Annotated in this window: 22 protein-coding genes, 1 other RNA gene and 1 riboswitch; of the genes, 10 read left to right on the top strand and 13 right to left on the bottom strand. The window is 69.8% G+C overall.

The features are described from left to right. Positions 1 to 94: 94 nt before the first annotated feature. The 5 genes from LGN10_RS08240 to LGN10_RS08220 all read right to left on the bottom strand — a co-directional run bounded on the left by LGN10_RS08240 (position 95) and on the right by LGN10_RS08220 (position 2510). Positions 95 to 835: an SIMPL domain-containing protein gene (locus LGN10_RS08240; protein ID WP_226222702.1), complete on the bottom strand. Its 741-nt coding sequence runs from the start codon at positions 833 to 835 to the stop codon at positions 95 to 97. A 180-nt stretch (positions 836 to 1015) separates the two neighbouring features. Continuing rightward, positions 1016 to 1477: an EVE domain-containing protein gene (locus LGN10_RS08235; RefSeq protein WP_059576737.1), complete on the bottom strand. Its 462-nt coding sequence runs from the start codon at positions 1475 to 1477 to the stop codon at positions 1016 to 1018. 108 nt (positions 1478 to 1585) lie between these two features. Next, positions 1586 to 1767: non-coding RNA, 6S RNA (gene ssrS / locus LGN10_RS08230), on the bottom strand. Positions 1768 to 1848: 81 nt separating this feature from the next. Continuing rightward, entirely contained in the window at positions 1849 to 2163 is a 315-nt protein-coding gene (locus LGN10_RS08225; protein WP_011352906.1) for a cell division protein ZapA, read from the bottom strand. After that, a complete protein-coding gene (locus LGN10_RS08220; protein WP_006478092.1) occupies positions 2160 to 2510 on the bottom strand; it encodes an ATPase in 351 nt (116 codons plus the stop codon). Before LGN10_RS08220 ends, LGN10_RS08225 begins: the two co-directional genes overlap by 4 nt. A 154-nt stretch (positions 2511 to 2664) precedes the next feature. Next, positions 2665 to 2912, top strand: a riboswitch (cobalamin riboswitch). 41 nt (positions 2913 to 2953) lie between these two features. On the opposite strand from LGN10_RS08220, the gene LGN10_RS08215 reads away from it, so the two are divergent. From LGN10_RS08215 to cobC, 5 genes are all read left to right on the top strand, one after another. Next, positions 2954 to 4069: a FecCD family ABC transporter permease gene (locus LGN10_RS08215; protein WP_226222700.1), complete on the top strand. Its 1116-nt coding sequence runs from the start codon at positions 2954 to 2956 to the stop codon at positions 4067 to 4069. Further along, positions 4066 to 4881, top strand: a complete 816-nt coding sequence (locus LGN10_RS08210) for an ABC transporter ATP-binding protein (RefSeq protein WP_226222698.1) — start codon at positions 4066 to 4068, stop codon at positions 4879 to 4881. The genes LGN10_RS08215 and LGN10_RS08210 overlap by 4 nt, the downstream gene beginning before the upstream one ends. A gap of 61 nt (positions 4882 to 4942) precedes the next feature. After that, positions 4943 to 5998, top strand: coding sequence for a nicotinate-nucleotide--dimethylbenzimidazole phosphoribosyltransferase (gene cobT, locus LGN10_RS08205; protein WP_226222696.1), 1056 nt, complete (start codon positions 4943 to 4945; stop codon positions 5996 to 5998). A gap of 11 nt (positions 5999 to 6009) precedes the next feature. Further along, positions 6010 to 6762, top strand: coding sequence for an adenosylcobinamide-GDP ribazoletransferase (locus tag LGN10_RS08200; RefSeq protein ID WP_226222686.1), 753 nt, complete (start codon positions 6010 to 6012; stop codon positions 6760 to 6762). Further along, a complete protein-coding gene (gene cobC, locus LGN10_RS08195) occupies positions 6747 to 7331 on the top strand; it encodes an alpha-ribazole phosphatase (protein ID WP_226222685.1) in 585 nt (194 codons plus the stop codon). The genes LGN10_RS08200 and cobC overlap by 16 nt, the downstream gene beginning before the upstream one ends. A 92-nt stretch (positions 7332 to 7423) precedes the next feature. On the opposite strand, the gene LGN10_RS08190 is transcribed toward cobC, so the two are convergent. From LGN10_RS08190 to cobU, 4 genes are read right to left on the bottom strand one after another with little or no spacing between them, the layout of a single operon-like run. Next, positions 7424 to 8359, bottom strand: coding sequence for a cobalamin-binding protein (locus tag LGN10_RS08190; RefSeq protein WP_226222683.1), 936 nt, complete (start codon positions 8357 to 8359; stop codon positions 7424 to 7426). Beyond that, on the bottom strand, positions 8356 to 9375 hold the full coding sequence (cobD, locus tag LGN10_RS08185; protein WP_059576717.1) for a threonine-phosphate decarboxylase CobD: 1020 nt from the start codon (positions 9373 to 9375) through the stop codon (positions 8356 to 8358). The genes LGN10_RS08190 and cobD overlap by 4 nt, the downstream gene beginning before the upstream one ends. Next, positions 9368 to 10312, bottom strand: a complete 945-nt coding sequence (gene cbiB, locus LGN10_RS08180) for an adenosylcobinamide-phosphate synthase CbiB (protein ID WP_226222681.1) — start codon at positions 10310 to 10312, stop codon at positions 9368 to 9370. The genes cobD and cbiB overlap by 8 nt, the downstream gene beginning before the upstream one ends. After that, on the bottom strand, positions 10306 to 10860 hold the full coding sequence (gene cobU / locus LGN10_RS08175) for a bifunctional adenosylcobinamide kinase/adenosylcobinamide-phosphate guanylyltransferase (protein ID WP_059576711.1): 555 nt from the start codon (positions 10858 to 10860) through the stop codon (positions 10306 to 10308). Before cobU ends, cbiB begins: the two co-directional genes overlap by 7 nt. Before the next feature lie 75 nt (positions 10861 to 10935). Here cobU and LGN10_RS08170 point away from each other — a divergent pair, with 75 nt between their 5' ends. From LGN10_RS08170 to LGN10_RS08155, 4 genes are all read left to right on the top strand, one after another. Continuing rightward, the gene (locus tag LGN10_RS08170; protein ID WP_226222679.1) at positions 10936 to 12438 is read left to right on the top strand and encodes a cobyric acid synthase; all 1503 of its coding nucleotides are present in this window, start codon (positions 10936 to 10938) and stop codon (positions 12436 to 12438) included. A gap of 60 nt (positions 12439 to 12498) precedes the next feature. Beyond that, positions 12499 to 12636, top strand: coding sequence for a hypothetical protein (locus tag LGN10_RS08165; RefSeq protein ID WP_167351618.1), 138 nt, complete (start codon positions 12499 to 12501; stop codon positions 12634 to 12636). Positions 12637 to 12785: 149 nt separating this feature from the next. Next, positions 12786 to 13199 carry a DoxX family protein gene (locus LGN10_RS08160; RefSeq protein WP_060966783.1) on the top strand — a complete coding sequence of 138 codons (414 nt, stop codon included), beginning with the start codon at positions 12786 to 12788 and terminating at the stop codon, positions 13197 to 13199. 147 nt (positions 13200 to 13346) lie between these two features. Further along, the gene (locus LGN10_RS08155) at positions 13347 to 14006 is read left to right on the top strand and encodes a ParA family protein (RefSeq protein ID WP_059576701.1); all 660 of its coding nucleotides are present in this window, start codon (positions 13347 to 13349) and stop codon (positions 14004 to 14006) included. A gap of 134 nt (positions 14007 to 14140) precedes the next feature. Here the strand turns inward: LGN10_RS08155 and panD are convergent, their stop codons facing one another. The 4 genes from panD to LGN10_RS08135 all read right to left on the bottom strand — a co-directional run bounded on the left by panD (position 14141) and on the right by LGN10_RS08135 (position 16736). After that, entirely contained in the window at positions 14141 to 14527 is a 387-nt protein-coding gene (gene panD, locus LGN10_RS08150; protein WP_006484038.1) for an aspartate 1-decarboxylase, read from the bottom strand. Between the two features lie 44 nt (positions 14528 to 14571). Next, a complete protein-coding gene (gene panC / locus LGN10_RS08145; protein ID WP_124659002.1) occupies positions 14572 to 15411 on the bottom strand; it encodes a pantoate--beta-alanine ligase in 840 nt (279 codons plus the stop codon). Between the two features lie 259 nt (positions 15412 to 15670). Further along, positions 15671 to 16543, bottom strand: a complete 873-nt coding sequence (locus tag LGN10_RS08140; RefSeq protein ID WP_012329011.1) for a segregation and condensation protein A — start codon at positions 16541 to 16543, stop codon at positions 15671 to 15673. 4 nt (positions 16544 to 16547) lie between these two features. After that, positions 16548 to 16736 carry a DUF3460 family protein gene (locus LGN10_RS08135; protein WP_006484044.1) on the bottom strand — a complete coding sequence of 63 codons (189 nt, stop codon included), beginning with the start codon at positions 16734 to 16736 and terminating at the stop codon, positions 16548 to 16550. Positions 16737 to 16984: 248 nt separating this feature from the next. Here LGN10_RS08135 and LGN10_RS08130 point away from each other — a divergent pair, with 248 nt between their 5' ends. Then, a complete protein-coding gene (locus tag LGN10_RS08130) occupies positions 16985 to 18799 on the top strand; it encodes an autotransporter assembly complex protein TamA (RefSeq protein ID WP_060966785.1) in 1815 nt (604 codons plus the stop codon). The last annotated feature ends 4 nt before the right edge of the window (positions 18800 to 18803 follow it).

Raw genomic sequence — 18803 nt, 5'->3', positions numbered from 1 at the left:
ACGCGCGATCGGCGCGAGCATCGATACCGGATGCGGATGAAAAACGCCGGCCCTCGGGCCGGCGTTTTGCGTTTCGGCGACTGCGCGATGCGCGTTACTTCATCTGCACGGAGCCGTTGACGGTGACCGACACGGTGGCCTTGCCGCCTTCGACCGCGATCGGCGCGCTCATCTTCGCGCTGTCCATCGGCGCCGCGGCCATCGCCATCATGCGCGGGTACGGCTGCACGTTGCGGCCGCTGCCGACGTTTACGTCGCGGATCGTGTAGCTGCTGTAGCCGAACGCCTTCGCGGCTTCGTCCGCGCGGGCGCGGAACGACTTGATCGCCTCGGTCGTGAGCTTCTGCTCGGCCGCGCGCTGTGCTTCCGGCGACAGCGAGAACTCGACGTTCGCGACCTGCATCAGGTTCGACAACTGGCCTGCCAGCTTCGACGCCGCGGCGAAATCGCGCGATTCGAGCGCGACCTCGGTACGGCCGCGCCATGCGGAGATCTTGCCGTCGCGATCGGTGCTCGGATACACGGAGAACGCGCCCGTGTGCGCGGTGACGCCCGATACGCCCTTGGCCTGCGACAGGGCCGCGTCCGCACGCTGGTTCAACTGCGCGGTGAGGCTGCCCGGGTCCTTGGCCTGCTGCTCGTAGAACAGCGTGATGTGGATGATGTCCTGTGGTACGTCGGCGCTCGCCTGCGACGAGAGCGACAGCACGCCCGCCGGCTCCGGAAAGCGCGGGTTCGCCGTCTGGGCGTGTGCGGCGGGCGACGCGAGCGTCAGCGCGACGGGGACGGCGGCGGCGAGGGCGAGCGACAGCGCGAGTGCGGATTTCTTGGTCATTGTTGGACTCCTTGTGCGAGGGCGCGCACGCGGATCACGCGTGCGCGACGCGGGCGTGCCGCGCGACGAAAAAACGACAGCCGGCCCGATCGGCCGACAGCGGTTGCTTAGGCCGCGCGAACGTGCCGCGAGTTCCGTGACGGCAGGGTGTACTGACCAGATTTGACCTTTGGCGCGCGCCTACTTCATCAACTTTTCGGTGATGAACCGCCATTCGGCGCGCGTGACGGGCGTGATCGACAGCCGGTTGCCACGCGCGAGCACGCGCATGTCGGCGAGCTCGTCGTGCTCGCGCAGCGCGGCGAGCGGCACGAGCGGCGATTTCTTCACGAAGCGCACGTCGACGAGCAGCCAGCGTGGCGCTTCCCGCGTCGATTTCGGGTCGTAATAGGGGCTTTTCGGATCGAACTGCGTGGGATCGGGGTAGGGCGTCGACGATACTTCGGCGAGGCCGGCGATGCCTGGCTCGGGGCAGCTCGAGTGATAGAACAGCACGCCGTCGCCGATCTTCATCGTGTCGCGCATGAAATTGCGCGCCTGATAGTTGCGCACGCCGGTCCACGGCAGCGAGCGCTGCGGTGCGTTGGCGAGATCGTCGATGCTTGCTTCGTCCGGTTCGGACTTCATCAGCCAGTATTGCATGGTCGTGATCGGCGCAGAAGGGGCATGAGGGCCTGCTTGCATGCGCGCGCCGCATGCAAGCAGGCCCTCAAAAAGGAAACGGCATCGGGAACTCCCGATGCCGTTGGATAGGCCCCCACCTTGGCCGCTAGGCCGGCATCCTGAACCTGAGGTTCAGAATTGGTCGCAGTTAGCAGCACTTCGGGTACATCAGACAGAGTGACGCGCGCGCCCGTGCTACAAATTTCCGCAACCGTGCACATGGCATTGGTTCAAGGAATATATGACCTTGGCGAACCAGGCAGGGAAGCTGACTGAACTGTGATTCGATGCGCCAATTTGACCACCGTTGACCGCCGAGATCAAGGGGAATCGACACATCGTTTGAAACGTTACTGCGTCTCGTGCTGTGCGAGCACCGCGCCGAGCTGTTCGTTCATCTGGTGCATTGTACGACGGATTTCCTCGGCCGGAAATGCTTCACCGTGCCGCACGCTCGTTTGCAGCCGCAGCAATTCCGATGCAAGCGACAGGGCCGCCATCACCGCGATGCGATCGGTGCCGCGCACCGAGCTGTTCGAGCGGATTTTCGACATTTCGGCGTCGACGCGCGCGACCGCTTCGAGCAGCGCCGCTTCGGTCTCGGCCGAACAGGCGAGCCGATAGGCCTGACCGAGAATCGAGACTTCGATCTGCTTGGTGCTCATGCATGTTCTCCGTGGCTGGCCGCGTCATCGCCATCCGTGCGCGCCTGCGCATCGAGCAGGTCGAGCTGGTTGTCGGCTTGCTCCGCGCTCTTCGAGCGCGGCAGCTTTTCGAGAATCGCGTTCAGTTTCACCTGGGCGTCGTCGATCTTCGCCGACAACGTGTCGCGCTCGGCCGCGAGCGCATTGCGTTCGTCGCGCAGCTGCGCGAGCTCCGCGCGGACCGTGTCCGCTTCCGCGCGCAATTGCGCGACCTGCTCCTCGAGCGCGAGCCGTTCCGAGTGATAGCGCTTGTTCAGCGAAATCAGACGGCCAATATTTTGAGACAGGGTTTCGAGTTCGTTGAGCATTTGCTGCGTCCTCTAAAGACCCAGCATTTTAGCGCGGAATACCGCGCAATCCGACATCTGTAACGTTTCCAGTCGTAACACCCCTGCTTCTTGCCGCGAATGGGCGCGTCTCGCGCGGGTCCGGACGCTTCCTTGACGCTTGCACGACCGGCTCCTAAACTGGCGCCGCCTCGGTGCTCGCGCGCAGGACGCGCGGTTAAACGGGAAGCAGGGTGCGGGCTCCACGCGCGCCAACCTGCGCTGCCCCCGCAACGGTAAGCGGCCGCGTCGCGTGACGCAGGCCGGCTCGGGCGCGTTTCGCGTGCAGGTCGCACGCGGGCGCGGGCCACTGCGCGTCGTCGCGCGGGAAGGCGAGCCGGACCGCCGCCAGCCCGGATACCGGCCGAGACGGGGAGCCCGCACGGGCTCCATGACGCGCGGCCTGCGGGGAAGCAGGGCGCGCAATGCTTCACGGAACGTTCTTCGATGCCGACCCCAATCGTCCGCCACGCGCCCACGTCGCGCCCGGCCGACTCCCGCAAGCGGATGCGCCGCGCGTCGTGCGTGCGGCCGTGCGCGGCATGAACGCCGCGCGCGCCGCCGCCATCTGGGCCGCGCTGGCCGCCACGGTCGCGCTGCTGTTCGTCGCGTCGCTGTCGTTCGGCAGCGTGCCGATGTCGCCGTGGCAGGCGCTCGCGTCGCTCGTGCCGCATGGCGGCGATACCCTCGTTGCCGATATCGTGACGACGCTGCGCCTGCCGCGCGCGCTCGCGGGTTTCGCGTGCGGCGCGCTGCTCGCGCTGGCCGGCGCGTTGTTGCAGGTGCTGCTGCGCAATCCGCTCGCGGAGCCGTACGTGCTGGGCGTGTCCGGCGGCGCGGCCGGCTTCGCGCTCGTCGCGATGATCGCGGGCGGCGCGTGGTGGCTCGTCGACGCATCGGCGTTCGCGGGTTCGCTCGTCTCGGTCGCGCTCGTGCTCGGTCTCGCGAGGCGCGAGGTGTGGCGCGGCGAATCGCGCGATGCATCGCCGCGGCTGCTGCTCACGGGCGTCGTGATCGCGGCGGGGTGGGGCGCGCTCGTCACGCTGTTGCTGTCGCTCGCGCCCGACGCGCGGCTGCGCGGCATCATCTTCTGGCTGACGGGCGACCTGAACGGCGCGACGGCGCCGTGGTTCGCGTGGGGCGCGCTGCTGCTGTGCGCAGGCGTCGCGCTGCCGGCCGCGCCGCAACTGAACGTGCTGCTGCGCGGCGACGCCACCGCGCAAGCGCTCGGCGTGCCGGTCGCGCGCCTGCGCGTGCGGATCTATCTCGTCGCGTCGCTGGCCGCCGCGGCCGCCGTGACGACGGCCGGCACGATCGGCTTCGTCGGCCTCGTCGTGCCGCATGCGTTGCGGCTCGCGTGCGGCAACGACCAGCGGATGCTGCTGCCGGCCGCGATGCTCGCGGGCGGCGGCGGCGTGATGGCGGCCGACCTGCTCGCGCGTACCGCGATCGCGCCCGCGCAATTGCCGGTCGGCGTGATGACCGCGTTGATCGGCGTGCCGGTGTTCCTGTGGATGTTGTTGAGGAAACCGATGCGATGACGGGTGCCGCACTGAACGCCGCTGCCGGCGACATGCGCTACACGGCCGTCGACCTGACGCTGAAGGCCGGCGCGCGCACGCTGCTCGACGGCTTCACGCAAGTGTTCCGCCCCGGCGAGATCTGGTGCGTCGCCGGGCCGAACGGCGCCGGCAAGACGACGCTGCTCGCCACGCTCGCGGGATTGCAGCCGCCCGCCGCGGGACACGTCGAGATCGACGGCCGGCCGCTTGCCGCGTGGCGCCCCGAACGACTCGCGCAGCGCCGCGCGCTGATGCCGCAGCAATTACACGATGCGTTCAGCGCGACCGTGTTCGACACGGTGCTGCTCAACCGCTTTCCGTATCTCGGCGGCTGGGGCTGGGAGCGCGACGGCGACCGCGCGGCCGCGCGCGCTGCGCTCGCGACGTTCGACCTCACCGCGCTCGCGTCGCGCGACGTGATGTCGCTGTCGGGCGGCGAGCGGCAGCGGGTCGCGCTGGCCGCGACGCTGTGCCAGGATGCGCCGCTGATGCTGCTCGACGAACCGCTCGCGCATCTCGACCTGCATCACCAGATCGACTGCCTGACCGTGCTGGCTGCGTGGCTCGCGGCCGGCCCGCGCACGGTGATGTTTTCGTGTCACGACCTGAATCTCGCGCGGCGTTTCGCGACGCATGCGCTGTTGCTCGACGGCCGCGGCCATGCGTGGGCCGGCCTCGTGCACGACGTGCTGACGCCCGAGCGCGCGAGCGACGCGTTCGGCTATCCGCTCGTGCTGATCCGCGAGAACGGCCGCGATGCGCTGCTGCCGGCATGGCCTGCGCGACCATGACCTTTCCTGTTTCGACTTTTCCGATGCGCGGCGCATGCCGCGCGCACGACACGGCTCCTCGATGACGACTCCGACCCAATTCCCGCCCGCGATCGCGCCGCTCGACGACGCATTGCGCCAGCGCCTGCAGCATGTGATCGACCACAAGACCAAGCCGCCCGGCAGCCTCGGCCAGCTCGAGGCGCTCGCGCTGCAGATCGGCCTGATCCAGCGCACCGAGCGGCCGGTCGTGCAGCGTCCCGCGACGATCGTGTTCGCGGGCGACCACGGAATCGCCGCCGAAGGCGTCAGTCCTTATCCGCAGGCGGTGACCGCGCAGATGGTCGCGAACTTCCTGGCCGGCGGCGCGGCGATCAATGCATTCTCGGGCGTCGCGCAGAGCACGCTCGAGATCGTCGATGCGGGCGTCGCGTCGCCGCTGCCGCCGTCGGACCGGCTGGTGTCGCTGCCGCTCGCGCGCGGCACGCGCAACTTCGCGGCGGAGCCGGCGATGACGCGTGAAGAAGCGATGACGGCGCTGGCGGCCGGCGCGGCGCGTGTGCGCGTGCACGCATCGCTCGGCACGAACGTGATCGGCTTCGGCGAGATGGGGATCGCGAACACGTCGTCGGCCGCCTGCCTGATGAGCCGCCTGCTCGACGTGCCGATCGACGCATGCGTCGGGCGCGGCACGGGCCTCGACGACCAGGGGCTCGCGCACAAGCGCGCGGTGCTCGGCCGCGCGCTCGTCAAGCACTCGCATGCGATCGCGCCGCTCGACGTGCTCGCGACGTTCGGCGGCTTCGAGATCGCGATGATGACGGGCGCGTACCTCGCGGCCGCGAGCGAGCGGATGACGATCCTCGTCGACGGCTTCATCGCGACCGCCGCGCTGCTCGTCGCCGAGCGCATCGCGCCCGGCGTGCGCGACTACTGCGTGTTCTCGCATACGTCGCACGAGGCCGGGCACCGGCGCATGCTCGAACATTTCGGCGCGAAGCCGCTGCTCGCGCTCGACCTGCGGCTCGGCGAAGGCACGGGCGCCGCGCTCGCGCTGCCGCTGGTGCGCGCGGCGGCCGCGTTCCTCGCCGAGATGGCGAGCTTCGAATCGGCCGGCGTCGACGATCGTGACGCCTGAGCGCGCGCGGCATGCGGGCCGAACTGCGCTACTTCTTCGTCGCGCTCGGCTATTTCACGCGCGTGCCCGTGCCGCGCTCGATCGGCTACGCGGCCGGCGATCTCGATCAGGCCGCACGCTATTTCCCGCTCGTCGGCGCCTGCGTCGGCGCATGGGGCGCGCTCGTCTATCTCGTTGCACTGCGGGCGCTGCCGGCATCGATCGCGGTCGGGCTGTCGATGGCCGCGACGCTGCTCGCGACCGGCGCATTCCACGAAGACGGCCTCGCCGACAGTTGCGATGCGTTCGGCGGCGGCTACACGCGCGACGACGTGCTGCGCATCATGCACGATTCGCGGATCGGCACGTTCGGCGCGGTCGCGCTCGTGATCGCGCTCGGGCTGAAATGGCAGGCGCTCGCGTCGATGCTGCCGCTGCGCGCCGCATGGACGATGATCGCCGCGCATGCGGCGAGCCGCGCGATGGCCGTGAGCCTGCTGACGACGCTCGACTACGTGCGGCCAGAAGGCAAGGCGAAGCCGGTCGCGCAACGGATGGGTGCACGTGCCGCGTGCATCGCGGCGGTGTTCGGATTGCCGTGGCTGTTCTGGCCGGACTGGCGCATGGGCGTTGCCGCATGCGTGGCGCTCGTGCTGGTACGCGCGTGGCTGGCCCGCTATTTCGTGAAGCGGATCGGCGGCTATACGGGCGACTGTCTCGGTTTCGCGCAGCAACTGGGCGAACTGGCGATCTATCTCGTGGTGCTCGGATGGACGTCGTCCTGATCCGTCATCCGGCCGTCGGCATCGAGCCCGGCGTTTGCTACGGGCGCAGCGACGTACCGCTCGCCGAATCGGCTGATGACGGCGCGCGGGCCGTGCGCGCGCATCTGGCGGAACGGGGTGTGCCGTCGCCGGAACAGGTGTGGACGAGCCCGCTGACGCGCTGCGCATCGGTGGCCGAACGGCTCGCGCGGGCGTTCGACGTGCCGCTGCGGCGCGATGGCGATTGGCAGGAAATGGATTTCGGCGCGTGGGAAATGCGGCGCTGGGACGATATCGACCGCGCGGCGCTCGATGCGTGGGCGGCCGACCTGATGCATGCCTGCGCGCACGGCGGGGAAAGCGTCGCGCGATTCACCGCGCGGGTTGCACGGCAGGCGGACGCGCTTGCGGCGTTCGACGGGCCGCAATGGATCGTGACGCACGCGGGCGTGATCCGCGCATTCGCGTCGCATGTGCTGCGCGTGCCGCTCGATACGTTGCTCTCGCGGCCGGTGCCGACGGGCGGAGTTGTGTGGCTGCGCACGGAGGATGCCGCGCGAACGTGGGAAGTCGTGCACTGGGACGCATAGGCGCACTTGCGTCTGCATGTGAACGACGCTCTGTCTCGCACACCGTACGCCTCCGGGCATCGGTGCGCGATGCATCCGCAGCCCGCCGGAAATCAGCGCGCCGGCCGCCGCGCACGCGCGGCATCCAGATCCTCGCACAGCGCGGCCGCGCCTTGCGCGATCCGCGGCGACGGCCGCGTCAGCAGATCGCCGTCGATCGCGAACAGGTTGTTGCGCGCCACGGCCGTCAGCGCGGGCCACGCGCGCCAGCGCGCGAGGCTCGGCAGCGGTTCGTTCGAACGGGTCGCGCCGGCACTCGTCGTCACGATCGCTTCCGGATTCGCCGCGAGCACGGCCTCGTCGGTCACGGTCGGCGCGAGCGGCTTGAGCGACGCGAACACGTTGCGGCCGCCGCAGAGTTCGAACACTTCGTTGATCAGGTGCGTGCCGTTGAGCGTCGTCAGCGGGCGGTCCCACACCTGAAAGAACGTCGTGACGGGCGCGCGTGCCGCGTAGCGTGCGCGCAGTGTGGCGATGTCCCGCGTCAAGGCGCCCGCGGCGGCATCGGCGGCCGATTGCGTGCCGAGCAGCGTGCCGAGCCGGCGCAACGACGACGACACGTCGTCGAGATGTTTCGGTTCGCTGAAGAACAGCGGGATGTGCAGTGCGCGCAGCGCGTCGGTCTGCCGCTGCGCGTTGCCGTGCCGCCAGACGACGATCAGGTCGGGCTTCAGCGCGGCGATGCGTTCGAGGTCGAGCGCCTTGTTGTCGCCGACGCGCGGCACCGCTTGCGCGGCGGGCGGATAGTCGCTGTACGTGACGGTGCCGACGAGCTTCGCGCCGCCGCCGGCCGCGTAGACGAGTTCCGTCGCGTGCGGCGCGAGGCTGATCACGCGCTGCGCGGGCGCGGGCAGCGTGACCGTATTGCCGGCGTCGTCGCGGGCCGTGACGTCGGCGTGGACGAGCGGCGCGTGGGCGAGCGCGGCCAGCAGCGCGGCCGGCGCAAGCCGGCGGAACCGGCGGAACCGGCGGAACCGGCGCGGACTCATGCCGGGCCCCGCTGCAGCAGCGGCACGCAATGCGCGAGCGCGTCGCCGAGGCGCTGCCATTCGGCTTCGCTGCCCGGCAGGCCGACGCGCACGCTCGACGGGGTCGGGAAGTGCCGCGTCCAGATCCCGCGCGCCGCGAGCGCCGCATGCAGCGCCGCGGCGCGCGGGTCGTCGGTCCAGCTGAAGAGCGGCGTCGCGCGAACCGTGAAGCCGTGCGCGCGCAGCAACGCGGCCAGTCGTTCGCCGTCGGCCGCAAGCCGCTCGCGGGCGGCAGCTTGCCACGCGCGGTCGGCGAACGCCGCGGCGACCGCGTGGCGCGCGGGGCCGCCGACCGTCCACGCACCGAGCCTGTCGCGCAATGCGACGATTTGATCGGGGCACGCGAGCACGAAGCCCGCGCGGATCCCGGCGAGCCCGAAGAACTTGCCGACCGAGCGCAGCACGACGAGCCCAGGACGATCGACGTGCGGCGCCAGCGACGGCGTCGCGCCCGTATCGGCGAACGCTTCGTCGACGATCAGCGTGCCGCCGCGCGCGGCCAGTTGCGCATGCCAGCCGAGCAGGCGCCCGGTCGGCACGCATTCGGCGGTCGGATTGTTCGGGTTCCCGACGATGACGTGGCGCAGCGTCGCGGGCAGTGTATCCGCGCGGATGTCGAGCGTGACGACGCGATGGCCGTGGCGCGCGAACGCGGGCGCGTATTCGCCATACGCGAGCGCCGCGACGCCGGCCTCGCCGGCCGGCAGCAGCGCGGGCAACGCGCGGATCGCGGCTTGGCTGCCGGCGACCGGCAGCACGTGCGCGGCATCGGGTGCGTGGTAGTACTGCGCGGCGCAGGCCGCGAGGCCGTCGCCGTCGTCGGGCAGCCGGCGCCAGGCGTCGGCCGGCACGGGCGGCACGGGATAGCCGACCGGATTGATGCCGGTCGACAGGTCGAGCCAAGCGTCGTACGGAATGCCGTGGCGGCGGGCGGCCTCGTGCAGGTTGCCGCCGTGCGCGATGGATGAATCAGACATGATGGGTGGCCATGACGATTGCGCCGCTCGCGACCAGCAGCGCGAGCCACAGGGCGAGCGTGCGCGTGACGAGCGACAGCGTGGCGACGATGTGAAGGGCGGTTGCCGTGGCGCCGGTGCCGAGCGCCGGGCGGTCCTCGATCTCGCCGTGATAGACGGCCGGCCCGCCGAGCTGCACGTTCAGGCTGCCGGCGCCCGCGGCCATCACGGGGCCCGCGTTCGGGCTGTCCCAGTGGCGCGCCTGCGTGCGCCAGCAGCGCCACGCGGCGGCCGTGTCGCCGAGGAGCGCATAGCTCGCGGCGGTGAGGCGCGCGGGAATCCAGTTCAACGCGTCGTCGATGCGTGCGGCGGCCCAGCCGAAGGTCAGGAAGCGCGGCGTGCGGTAGCCCCACATTGCGTCGAGCGTGTTCGCGAGCCGGAACAGCAACGCGCCGGGGCCGCCCGCGACGACGAACCAGAGGAGCGCGCCGAAGATCGCGTCGTTGCCGTTCTCGAGCGCCGATTCGACGGCCGCGCGCGACAGCGCCCCTTCGTCAGCGTTGCTCGTGTCGCGCGACACGATGCGCGCGGTCAGCGTGCGCGCCGCGTCGAGGTCGCGCCGCAGCAGCGCGGCGGCGATCGGCGCGACGTGGTCGGCGAGGCTCTTCGCGCCGAGCGCGAACCACAGCAGCGCGACGTGCAGCGCAGCCGCGAACGGCCACGGCAGCACGGCGACGAGCCATGCCGCGACGGCCACCGGCGGCACGACCGCCGCGAGCCACGCGGCGACGCCGACCACGCGGCCGCGCCGCCCCGTGTTCAGCGCGGCTTCGATGCGCGCGGCGAAGCGGCCGAACGCGACAAGCGGATGCCAGCCGGCCGGCTCGCCGATCGCGCGGTCGACGAGCGCGGCCGCGACCGCGAGCATCGCGACGACGGGCAGCGACAGCATCAGCATGACGGGGCGCCCGCCTTGAGGTCGAGCGGCAGCCCGGCAACCAGCAGCGTGACGCGCGTCGCGAGCGTCGCCACGCGCTGGTTCAGGCGGCCGAGCTCGTCGACGTAGCGGCGCGTGACGGAGCCGAGCGGCACGACGCCGAGCCCGATCTCGTTGCTGACGACGATCACCTTCGCGCGCGCGCCGCGCAACGCGCGTTCGAGCCGCTCGACCTGCGCCGCGTACTGCGCATCGTCGAGCGGTTCGCCGTCGGCGGGGCACAGCAGGTTCGTGAGCCACAGCGTCAGGCAGTCGACGAGCAGGCAGGCGTGCGGATCGTCGAGCCGCGCGAGCGTGCCCGCGAGATCGACGGGCGCGTCGGCGAACCCCCATTCGGCGGGCCGGCGCGCGCGGTGATGCGCGATGCGCTGTTCGAACTCGGCATCGGCGGCGGTCGCGGTCGCGATGTAGGTGACGGGGCGGCCGCTGGCGGCGGCGAGCCGCTCGGCATGCGCGCTCTTGCCCGAGCGCGCGCCGCCGAGGACGAAGGTGAGGTCGTGCGGAATCATCGCGTGATTGTAACGGCGCGGGCGACCCGCGGCGGGCGATAATGCGGCCTTTGCTTCGCGACGACCTTTTACACGATGAATGCACCCGAGCCGCGGCCGCGCGGCACGCTGATGATCCAGGGCACGACATCCGACGCGGGCAAGAGCACGCTCGTCGCGGGCCTGTGTCGCCTCGCGCGCCGCGGCGGCGCGCGCGTGGCGCCGTTCAAGCCGCAGAACATGGCGCTCAACAGCGCGGTGACGGTCGACGGCGGCGAGATCGGCCGCGCGCAGGCGTTGCAGGCGCTGGCCGCCGGCGTCGCGCCGCATACGGATTTCAATCCGGTGCTGCTGAAGCCGACGAGCGACCGCGGCGCGCAGGTGATCATTCACGGCAAGGCGCGCATGAACCTCGACGCGCGGGCGTATCACGACTACAAGCCGGTCGCGTTCGAGGCGGTACTCGAGTCGTATGCGCGCCTGCGCGCCGGTTACGACACGGTGATCGTCGAAGGCGCCGGCAGCCCGGCCGAGATCAACCTGCGCGACGGCGACATCGCGAACATGGGCTTTGCCGAGCGCGTCGATTGCCCGGTCGTGCTCGTCGCCGACATCGATCGCGGCGGCGTGTTCGCGCATCTGGTCGGTACGCTCGCCTGCCTGTCGGACAGCGAGCGCGCGCGTGTGCGCGGCTTCGTGATCAATCGCTTCCGCGGCGACCTCAAGCTGCTCGAACCGGGGCTCGACTGGCTGCGTGCGCGCACGGGCAAGCCGGTGTTCGGCGTGCTGCCATACCTGCACGGGCTGCTGCTCGACGCGGAGGACATGCTGCCCGGGCAAGCGCGCAGCGCCGCCGCACGCGGCGAAGCCGGCGTGTTGCGCGTCGTCGTGCCCGCGCTGCCGCGCATCAGCAACCACACCGACTTCGATCCGCTGCGCGCGCATCCGCAGGTCGAATTCACGTACTGGAAGAGCGGCCCCGTGCCCGACGCCGACCTGCTGATCCTGCCCGGTTCGAAGAGCGTGCAGCGCGACCTCGCGTGGCTGCGCGACGCGGGCTGGGACGCGCTGATCCGGCGCCATCTGCGCTACGGCGGCAAGGTGATCGGCATCTGCGGCGGCATGCAGATGCTCGGCCGCACGCTCGACGATCCGCTCGGCCTCGAGGGCGCGCCCGGCAGCGTGCCGGGGCTCGGGCTGCTCGATTTCGACACGACGCTGCAACCCGACAAGACGCTGAAGAACGTGAGCGGGCAACTCGCGCTGCCGGGCGCGGCGGCCGTGCACGGCTACGAGATCCACATGGGCGACACGCGCGGGCCGGCGCTCGAGACGCCCGCGCTGACGCTGGCCGCCGATGTCCCGGAGGAGGGCACGCGTCCCGACGGCGCGATGTCCGCCGACGGCCAGATCCTCGCGACCTACGTGCACGGGCTGTTCGACGCGCCCGACGCCTGCGCGGCGCTGCTCGCGTGGGCGGGGCTCGACGGCGCGGCCCGCATCGATTATCCGGCGCTGCGCGAGGCGTCGCTCGAGCGGCTGGCCGACACGTTTGCCGAGCACCTCGATCTCGACGCGCTGTACGCCGAGTTTCGTTGAGTCCGCGCTGGTCCGCCCTCGCTTTTTCCGCGCCATCGCGTACAACGAAGGAGGGTGACGATGAGGGCTCGATGGTGGTGGAGCGTACTGCTTGCGGCGCTGCTGGGCGTGTCGTCGGCGGCGCATGCGTGCGATTCGTATGCGCCGGGCGGTGGCCAGTCCGGCGGCGATGCCACGCCAGGCAAGAACGGTTACTGAGCGGGATGCGGGGCATGATCGGTCATGCCCTTTTTTTCGCGTCAATTCGTTCCAAAGGAGAATCAATTTAAGCCAGTTGGCGTGTTTATCGGTCGATTCGATTCGAATAGAGTGCGATCCATTCCCATCCACTCACGAAGGACTCCGTCATGAACCCCAACCGCCTGAACGATTTCGCCGCGACGCTGTTGCGCGTCGCCCTCGGCGTGCTGTACCTCGCGCACGTCGCGCAGAAGGTGTTCGTCTTCACGCTGCCCGGCACCGCGCAGTTCTTTGCGTCGATCGGCCTGCCGGGCTGGCTCGCGTACCTGACCACGTTCGTCGAACTGGCGGGCGGCCTGGCGCTGCTCGCGGGGTTCCGCGTGCGCGTCGCCGCGCTGGTGCTGCTGCCGTTCATGCTCGGCGCGGTGGCCGCGCACCTGCCGAACGGCTGGAGCTTTGCGTCGCCGCACGGCGGCTGGGAATATCCGGCGTTCTGGGCCGTCACGCTGGCCGTGCAGGCGTTGCTGGGCGGCGGCGCGTTCGCGATCGGCGCGCGGGAGGCCGCCCTCCAGCGCGCGTGACGTGAAGGAAAGCGGACGAAAGGGGGGCGTGGTGCCGCGCCACCGGTTCCGGTGACCCCCCGTTTGCCGATATCATCGCTCCCTGTATCCGCAATCGAGCGGCGCCTGCCATGCGGCCGGCGCCGCGCGGCTTTTTCGGGGGAATTCATGACGGTCATCGTGGTGGCGAATCCGAAGGGCGGCGTGGGCAAGAGCACGCTGTCCACCAATCTAGCCGGCTATTTCGCGGCGCAGGGCGCATGGGTCGCGCTGGCCGACCTGGACCGGCAGCAGTCCGCGCATGCGTGGCTCGACCTGCGGCCGGCCGGCTTGCCGGCGATCGAGGCGTGGGAACTCGATCCGGAGGCGCCGTCGAAGCCGCCGCGCGGGCTCGAATACGCGGTGATCGACACGCCGGCCGGCCTGCACGGCACGCGGCTCAACGTCGCGCTGCAACTGGCCGACAAGGTGATCGTGCCGCTGCAGCCGTCGATGTTCGATATTCTCGCGACGCAGCAGTTTCTGGAGCGCCTCGCCGGCGAGAAGGCCGTGCGCAAGGGCAGCGTCGAGGTCGGGATCGTCGGGATGCGGGTCGATGCGCGCACGCGTTCGTCCGACCAGCTGCACCGGTTCGTCGAAGGGCTCGGCCTGCCGGTGCTCGGCTACGTGCGCGACACGCAGAATTACGTGCAGATCGCCGCGCACGGCCTGACGCTGTGGGACGTCGCGAAAAGCCGCGTCGAGAAGGATCTCGAGCAGTGGCGGCCGATCGTCGAATGGGCCGAGCGCCGCGCGCCGAAGGCCGAGAAGGCCGTGAAGGCTTCCTGAGCGCCCGGGCCGTCCCGGCCGGCGCGACACCCAATGAGAAAGGGCCGGATCCCGTGGCGTACGGTATCCGGCCCTTCGGCGGCAAACGGCAGCGCCGCAGCCGCGCGCCGCGGCCCGCGGGCGTGCCGCTCGGCTTACGTCCAGTTCTGCGTCGGCACGTGATCGCGGTGGCCCTTGATCTTGTTGCCTTCGTCGATGAACACGAGCTTCGGCTTCCAGCCGGCCTGCAGTTCGGCTTCGTCGACCATCGCGAACGCCGCGATGATCACGAGGTCGCCCAACTGCGCGCGGCGCGCGGCCGAGCCGTTCAGCGAGATCATCCCGCTGCCGCGCTCGCCCTTGATCGCGTACGTCGAGAAGCGCTCGCCGTTGTTGATGTTCCAGATGTCGATCCGTTCGTTTTCGATGAGGCCCGCCGCTTCGAGCAGGTCTTCGTCGATCGCGCACGAACCTTCGTAGTGCAGTTCGCAGTGCGTGACCGCCGCACGGTGGATCTTCGATTTGAGCATGTGGCGCTGCATGGGGTCTCCGTGATGCGTCGTGAGAGGCGCGGGCGGGCCGGCCGTCAGATTTCCAGGTTGTCGATGAGGCGCGTCGCGCCGAGCTTCGCGGCCGCGAGCACGACGAGCGGCTCGCCGGCTTCGAGTTCGGCGGCGCTCGGTGCGATCAGGTTCGCGCGGCGGCGGATCGCGACGTAGTCGGGCGCCCAGCCGCGTTCGGCCAGGTGCGTGTGCGCGTGCTGCTCGAGCTTGCCGAGGTCGCGTTCGCCGCCGAGCACGCTGTCGCGCACGCGCTGCAGCGTTTTCGCCAGTTCGGGCGCTTCCTTGCGCTCGTCGGCCGTCAGGTAGCGGTTGCGCGACGACAACGCGAGGCCGTCCTCGTCGCGCACGGTCTCGGCCGCGACGATGTCGACCGGCAGCGCGAGCTGCTGGCACATCCGGCGCACGATCATCAGCTGCTGGTAATCCTTCTTGCCGAACACGGCGACGCGCGGCTGCACGCAGGACATCAGCTTCGTGACGACCGTGCACACGCCGGCGAAGAAGCCGGGACGGAACTCGCCCTCGAGTATCCCGCCCAGGTCGTCCGGCGGCAGCACGCGATACTCCTGCGGCTCCGGGTACATGTCGCGCTCGGTCGGCGCGAACAGCACGTACACGTTTTCCTGCTGCAGCTTCTCGATATCGTCCTGGAGCGTGCGCGGGTACTTGTCGAAATCCTCGTTCGGGCCGAATTGCAGCCGGTTGACGAAGATGCTCGCCACGACCGGGTCGCCGTGCTGGCGCGCGAGGCGCATCAGCGACAGGTGCCCTTCGTGCAGGTTGCCCATCGTGGGCACGAACGCCGTGCGGTTCTGGCCGCGCAGCTGGTCGCGCAGTTCCTGGATCGAGCTGATGACTTTCATGATCGGGTAGCGGGTTCCTCGCGCAGGTGCGCGTGGGCGCCGCAGCGGCGGCGCCGGGGTCGAAGCGGACAACGCCGGCGCGCGGGCGGCGCATCGGGCGTCGGCGGATTGTAGAGGATTTGGCCGTGCGACGCATCGATAAAAGAACGATCGTTCACTTTATATCGGGACGTGCAGGACACCCGCCGGACGGCGTTCCGCCGCGGCCAGGCGGCGAGCGTCGGGACGAACCGGGAACGGGAAGCGGCGGGGGCGGCCCTTACGCGGGCAGGTATGCGAGACGCACGTAGATCGGCGCGAACGGCTCGGCCTGCGTGATCTCGAGCAGCGATTCGCGCGCGAGTTCGAGCATCGCGATGAAGTTCACGACGACGACCGGCACGCCGCGCGACGTGTCGAACAGGTCGGCGAACTCCATGAAGCGGGCGTTCTGCAGCCGGCGCAGGATCAGGCTCATGTGCTCGCGCACCGACAGCTCCTCGCGGGAGATCTTGTGGTGCTGGACGAGCTTCGCGCGCTTGAGCACGTCGGCCCACGCGGCGCGCAGGTCGTCCGAATTGACGTCGGGAAAGCGCGGCGTGACGCTTTGCTCGATGTACACCTCGGCGCGCAGGAAATCGCGGCCGAGCTGCGGCAACTGGTCGAGCCGCTGCGCGGCGAGCTTCATCTGCTCGTACTCGAGCAGCCGGCGCACGAGTTCGGCGCGCGGATCCTCGGCTTCCTCGCCGGTGTCGGCCTTCTTGACCGGCAGCAGCATCCGCGACTTGATTTCGATCAGCATCGCGGCCATCAGCAGGTACTCGGCCGCGAGCTCGAGGTTCGACGTGCGGATCTGGTCGACGTAGCCCAGATACTGCGCGGTGACCTGCGCCATCGGGATGTCGAGCACGTTGAAGTTCTGCTTGCGAATCAGGTACAGCAGCAGGTCGAGCGGGCCTTCGAACGTCTCGAGGAACACCTCGAGCGCATCGGGCGGGATGTAGAGATCCTGCGGCAGCTTGAAGAGCGGCTCGCCGTACAGGCGAGCGAACGCCGCGACACCGTCGACCGTGTCGGGCGTCGAATCGGCGCCCGCGGGCGCGGCGATCGCGTCGTCCTGCCGGGCGGCGCTGGCCTCGTCGGCGGCGCTCACGTCGTCAGAAGTTCTGGTAGTAGACGTACGGCGTCTGCTTCACGCGCGATTCCTGCTGCTCGGCGCGCTCCTCGAGATCGATCGGCTGCTTGTCCCACAACAGGGAACGGCCCTTGCGCTGCTCTTCCTCGAGCGTCGGCTTCTGCTGCTTGAGCTGGTTCAGGAACTGCGTGACGTCGGACTGGTACGGCATGGCTGGATCTTCCGTTTCGGGCGGCGCACGATGCGCCGGATTCACGATGGCGGGATTTTACCGCATCGCGGGGAACAGCCGGCGCCAATCGCGCGTCGAATCGGCGGGCCGGTGCCGACGGGGATCGTGCGGCGGCCGTGCCCGGGGCCGGCATTCTTTCACAATCGTTTGGCTGTGACGCCCGCGCCCTGTGGTCAAATACAGGGTTTTCCACGAAACCGTAACAAACCAGCACGGCGAGGTCATATTTGGCGGGGCAGTCGAACCATCGAGCACACACGGCGCATGATGCAGGCCCGCGCGCGGCGCGCGATCACGCGGGCGCCGCGGCCCGCGTCGCGCGGGCGGCCCTCGCGGGCTGCCTGGCCGCGTGCTTCGCGCTGCCGGCCCATGCGAAGTACGACGTCGACATCGACGCGCCGCGCTCGATCCGCAAGCTCCTGAAGACGCATCTCGATATCGCCCGCTTCGCGAAGCGCGACGACATCAGCGACGACCAGTTCGACTTCCTCGTGACCGCCACGCCGCAGCAGGTGCGCGACCTGGCCGCGACGGCCGGCTATTTCTCGCCGATCGTGCGCACCGACGTGCGCACCCGCGACGGCAAGCGCGACGTGCGCATCGCGGTCGATCCGGGCAAGCAGACCGTCGTGTCGACGGTCGACCTGACGTTCAAGGGCCCTGTCGAAACCGAGGATCCGAAGCAGGAAACGGCCACGCGCTTCGCGTTCTCGATGAAGCCTGGCGACCCGTTCACGCAGTCCGACTGGGACGACGCGAAGAGCGCGGCGCTCCGGCAACTGCAGTCGCGCCGCTATCTCGGCGCGAAGATCGCGTCGTCCGAGGCGCGCATCGATCCGCGCACGCAGCGCGCGACGCTCGCGGTCGCGTTCGACAGCGGCCCGACGTTTACGATCGGCAAGGTCGACGTCGACGGCGTGCGCCGTTATCCGGAAAGGATCGTCACGAACGTCAATCCGCTGTCGGAAGGCGAGATCTACGACGTGCGGCGGATCGCCGAATTGCAGCGGCAACTGCAGAACACGCCGTACTACGCGAGCGTCGCGATCGACGTCGGCGACGATACGTCGAAGCCCGAGCGCACGCCCGTGCACGTGAAGGTCAGCGAATTCCCGTACAACAACATTCGCGGCGGCGTTGGCTTTGCCACCGATACCGGGCCGCACGTGCAAGGCTCCTATACGTATCTCGACACGTTCGGCGCCGCATGGCCGCTGACCGTGTCGGGCCGGGTCGACCAGATTCAGCAGTACGGGCAGGTCCAGCTGTCGATGCCACCGGGCGAGCGGGGCTGGACCAACAGCGTGCTCGCGTCGTACACGAACACCAACGTGTCGGATACGCGCATCTACAGCGCGCGGGTCGGCGTGCAGCGTACGCGCACCGGCCAGTTCATCGACTATGCGTATTCGCTGATGTACTACCAGGACCGGCTCGACCAGAACGGCGCGGGGCCGACCACGAGCCGCGCGCTGGTGCCGCAGTGGGCGTGGACCCGCCGCAACGTCGACGATCCGCTGTTCCCGCGCTCGGGCAACCTCATTCACGCGGAGGCCGGCTTCGCGGTCAAGCACGTGCTGGCCGACGAAACCTTCATTCGCGGCTACGCGCGCGGGCAGCAGTATCTGCCGATCGGCAAGCGCGACCTGTTCGTGTTCCGCGCGGAGCTCGGTGGCGTGTTTACGAGCGGCAGCTCGTCGGGCGTGCCGGCGTCGCTGCTGTTCCGCGCGGGCGGCTCGAATTCGGTGCGCGGCTACGGTTACCAGAGTATCGGTAACAGCGTCGCCGGCTCCGTTTTGCCGACCAAGTACCTGATGACGGGTACGGCCGAATACCAGCACTGGTTCAACCGCGACTGGGGCGCCGCGACGTTCTTCGACATCGGCACCGCGACCGATGCGTGGGGCGAGCGTGTGTTTTATCCGGGCGTGGGCGTCGGTGCGCGCTGGCGCAGCCCGGTCGGCCCGATCAACGTCGACGTCGCGTACGGCTTGCGCAACCATAGCGTGCGCCCGTACCTGACACTCGGCATCGCTTTCTGAACCT

It is taken from the genome of Burkholderia sp. AU32262, assembly GCF_020419985.1.
Taxonomy (GTDB): Bacteria; Pseudomonadota; Gammaproteobacteria; order Burkholderiales; family Burkholderiaceae; genus Burkholderia; species Burkholderia semiarida.
This window is presented reverse-complemented; position numbering and strand designations above follow the sequence as displayed.

Coding starts and splice junctions, on each gene's coding strand:
- cobU (WP_059576711.1), bottom strand. CDS start 10,860: ATGATTCCGCACGACCTCACCTTCGTCCTCGGCGGCGCGCGCTCGGGC.
- LGN10_RS08170 (WP_226222679.1), top strand. CDS start 10,936: ATGAATGCACCCGAGCCGCGGCCGCGCGGCACGCTGATGATCCAGGGC.
- LGN10_RS08200 (WP_226222686.1), top strand. CDS start 6,010: ATGCGGGCCGAACTGCGCTACTTCTTCGTCGCGCTCGGCTATTTCACG.
- LGN10_RS08215 (WP_226222700.1), top strand. CDS start 2,954: ATGCTTCACGGAACGTTCTTCGATGCCGACCCCAATCGTCCGCCACGC.
- LGN10_RS08235 (WP_059576737.1), bottom strand. CDS start 1,477: ATGCAATACTGGCTGATGAAGTCCGAACCGGACGAAGCAAGCATCGAC.
- cobT (WP_226222696.1), top strand. CDS start 4,943: ATGACGACTCCGACCCAATTCCCGCCCGCGATCGCGCCGCTCGACGAC.
- LGN10_RS08190 (WP_226222683.1), bottom strand. CDS start 8,359: ATGAGTCCGCGCCGGTTCCGCCGGTTCCGCCGGTTCCGCCGGCTTGCG.
- LGN10_RS08165 (WP_167351618.1), top strand. CDS start 12,499: ATGAGGGCTCGATGGTGGTGGAGCGTACTGCTTGCGGCGCTGCTGGGC.
- LGN10_RS08210 (WP_226222698.1), top strand. CDS start 4,066: ATGACGGGTGCCGCACTGAACGCCGCTGCCGGCGACATGCGCTACACG.
- LGN10_RS08220 (WP_006478092.1), bottom strand. CDS start 2,510: ATGCTCAACGAACTCGAAACCCTGTCTCAAAATATTGGCCGTCTGATT.
- LGN10_RS08160 (WP_060966783.1), top strand. CDS start 12,786: ATGAACCCCAACCGCCTGAACGATTTCGCCGCGACGCTGTTGCGCGTC.
- LGN10_RS08135 (WP_006484044.1), bottom strand. CDS start 16,736: ATGCCGTACCAGTCCGACGTCACGCAGTTCCTGAACCAGCTCAAGCAG.
- panD (WP_006484038.1), bottom strand. CDS start 14,527: ATGCAGCGCCACATGCTCAAATCGAAGATCCACCGTGCGGCGGTCACG.
- cbiB (WP_226222681.1), bottom strand. CDS start 10,312: ATGCTGATGCTGTCGCTGCCCGTCGTCGCGATGCTCGCGGTCGCGGCC.
- panC (WP_124659002.1), bottom strand. CDS start 15,411: ATGAAAGTCATCAGCTCGATCCAGGAACTGCGCGACCAGCTGCGCGGC.
- LGN10_RS08240 (WP_226222702.1), bottom strand. CDS start 835: ATGACCAAGAAATCCGCACTCGCGCTGTCGCTCGCCCTCGCCGCCGCC.
- cobD (WP_059576717.1), bottom strand. CDS start 9,375: ATGTCTGATTCATCCATCGCGCACGGCGGCAACCTGCACGAGGCCGCC.
- LGN10_RS08155 (WP_059576701.1), top strand. CDS start 13,347: ATGACGGTCATCGTGGTGGCGAATCCGAAGGGCGGCGTGGGCAAGAGC.
- LGN10_RS08225 (WP_011352906.1), bottom strand. CDS start 2,163: ATGAGCACCAAGCAGATCGAAGTCTCGATTCTCGGTCAGGCCTATCGG.
- cobC (WP_226222685.1), top strand. CDS start 6,747: ATGGACGTCGTCCTGATCCGTCATCCGGCCGTCGGCATCGAGCCCGGC.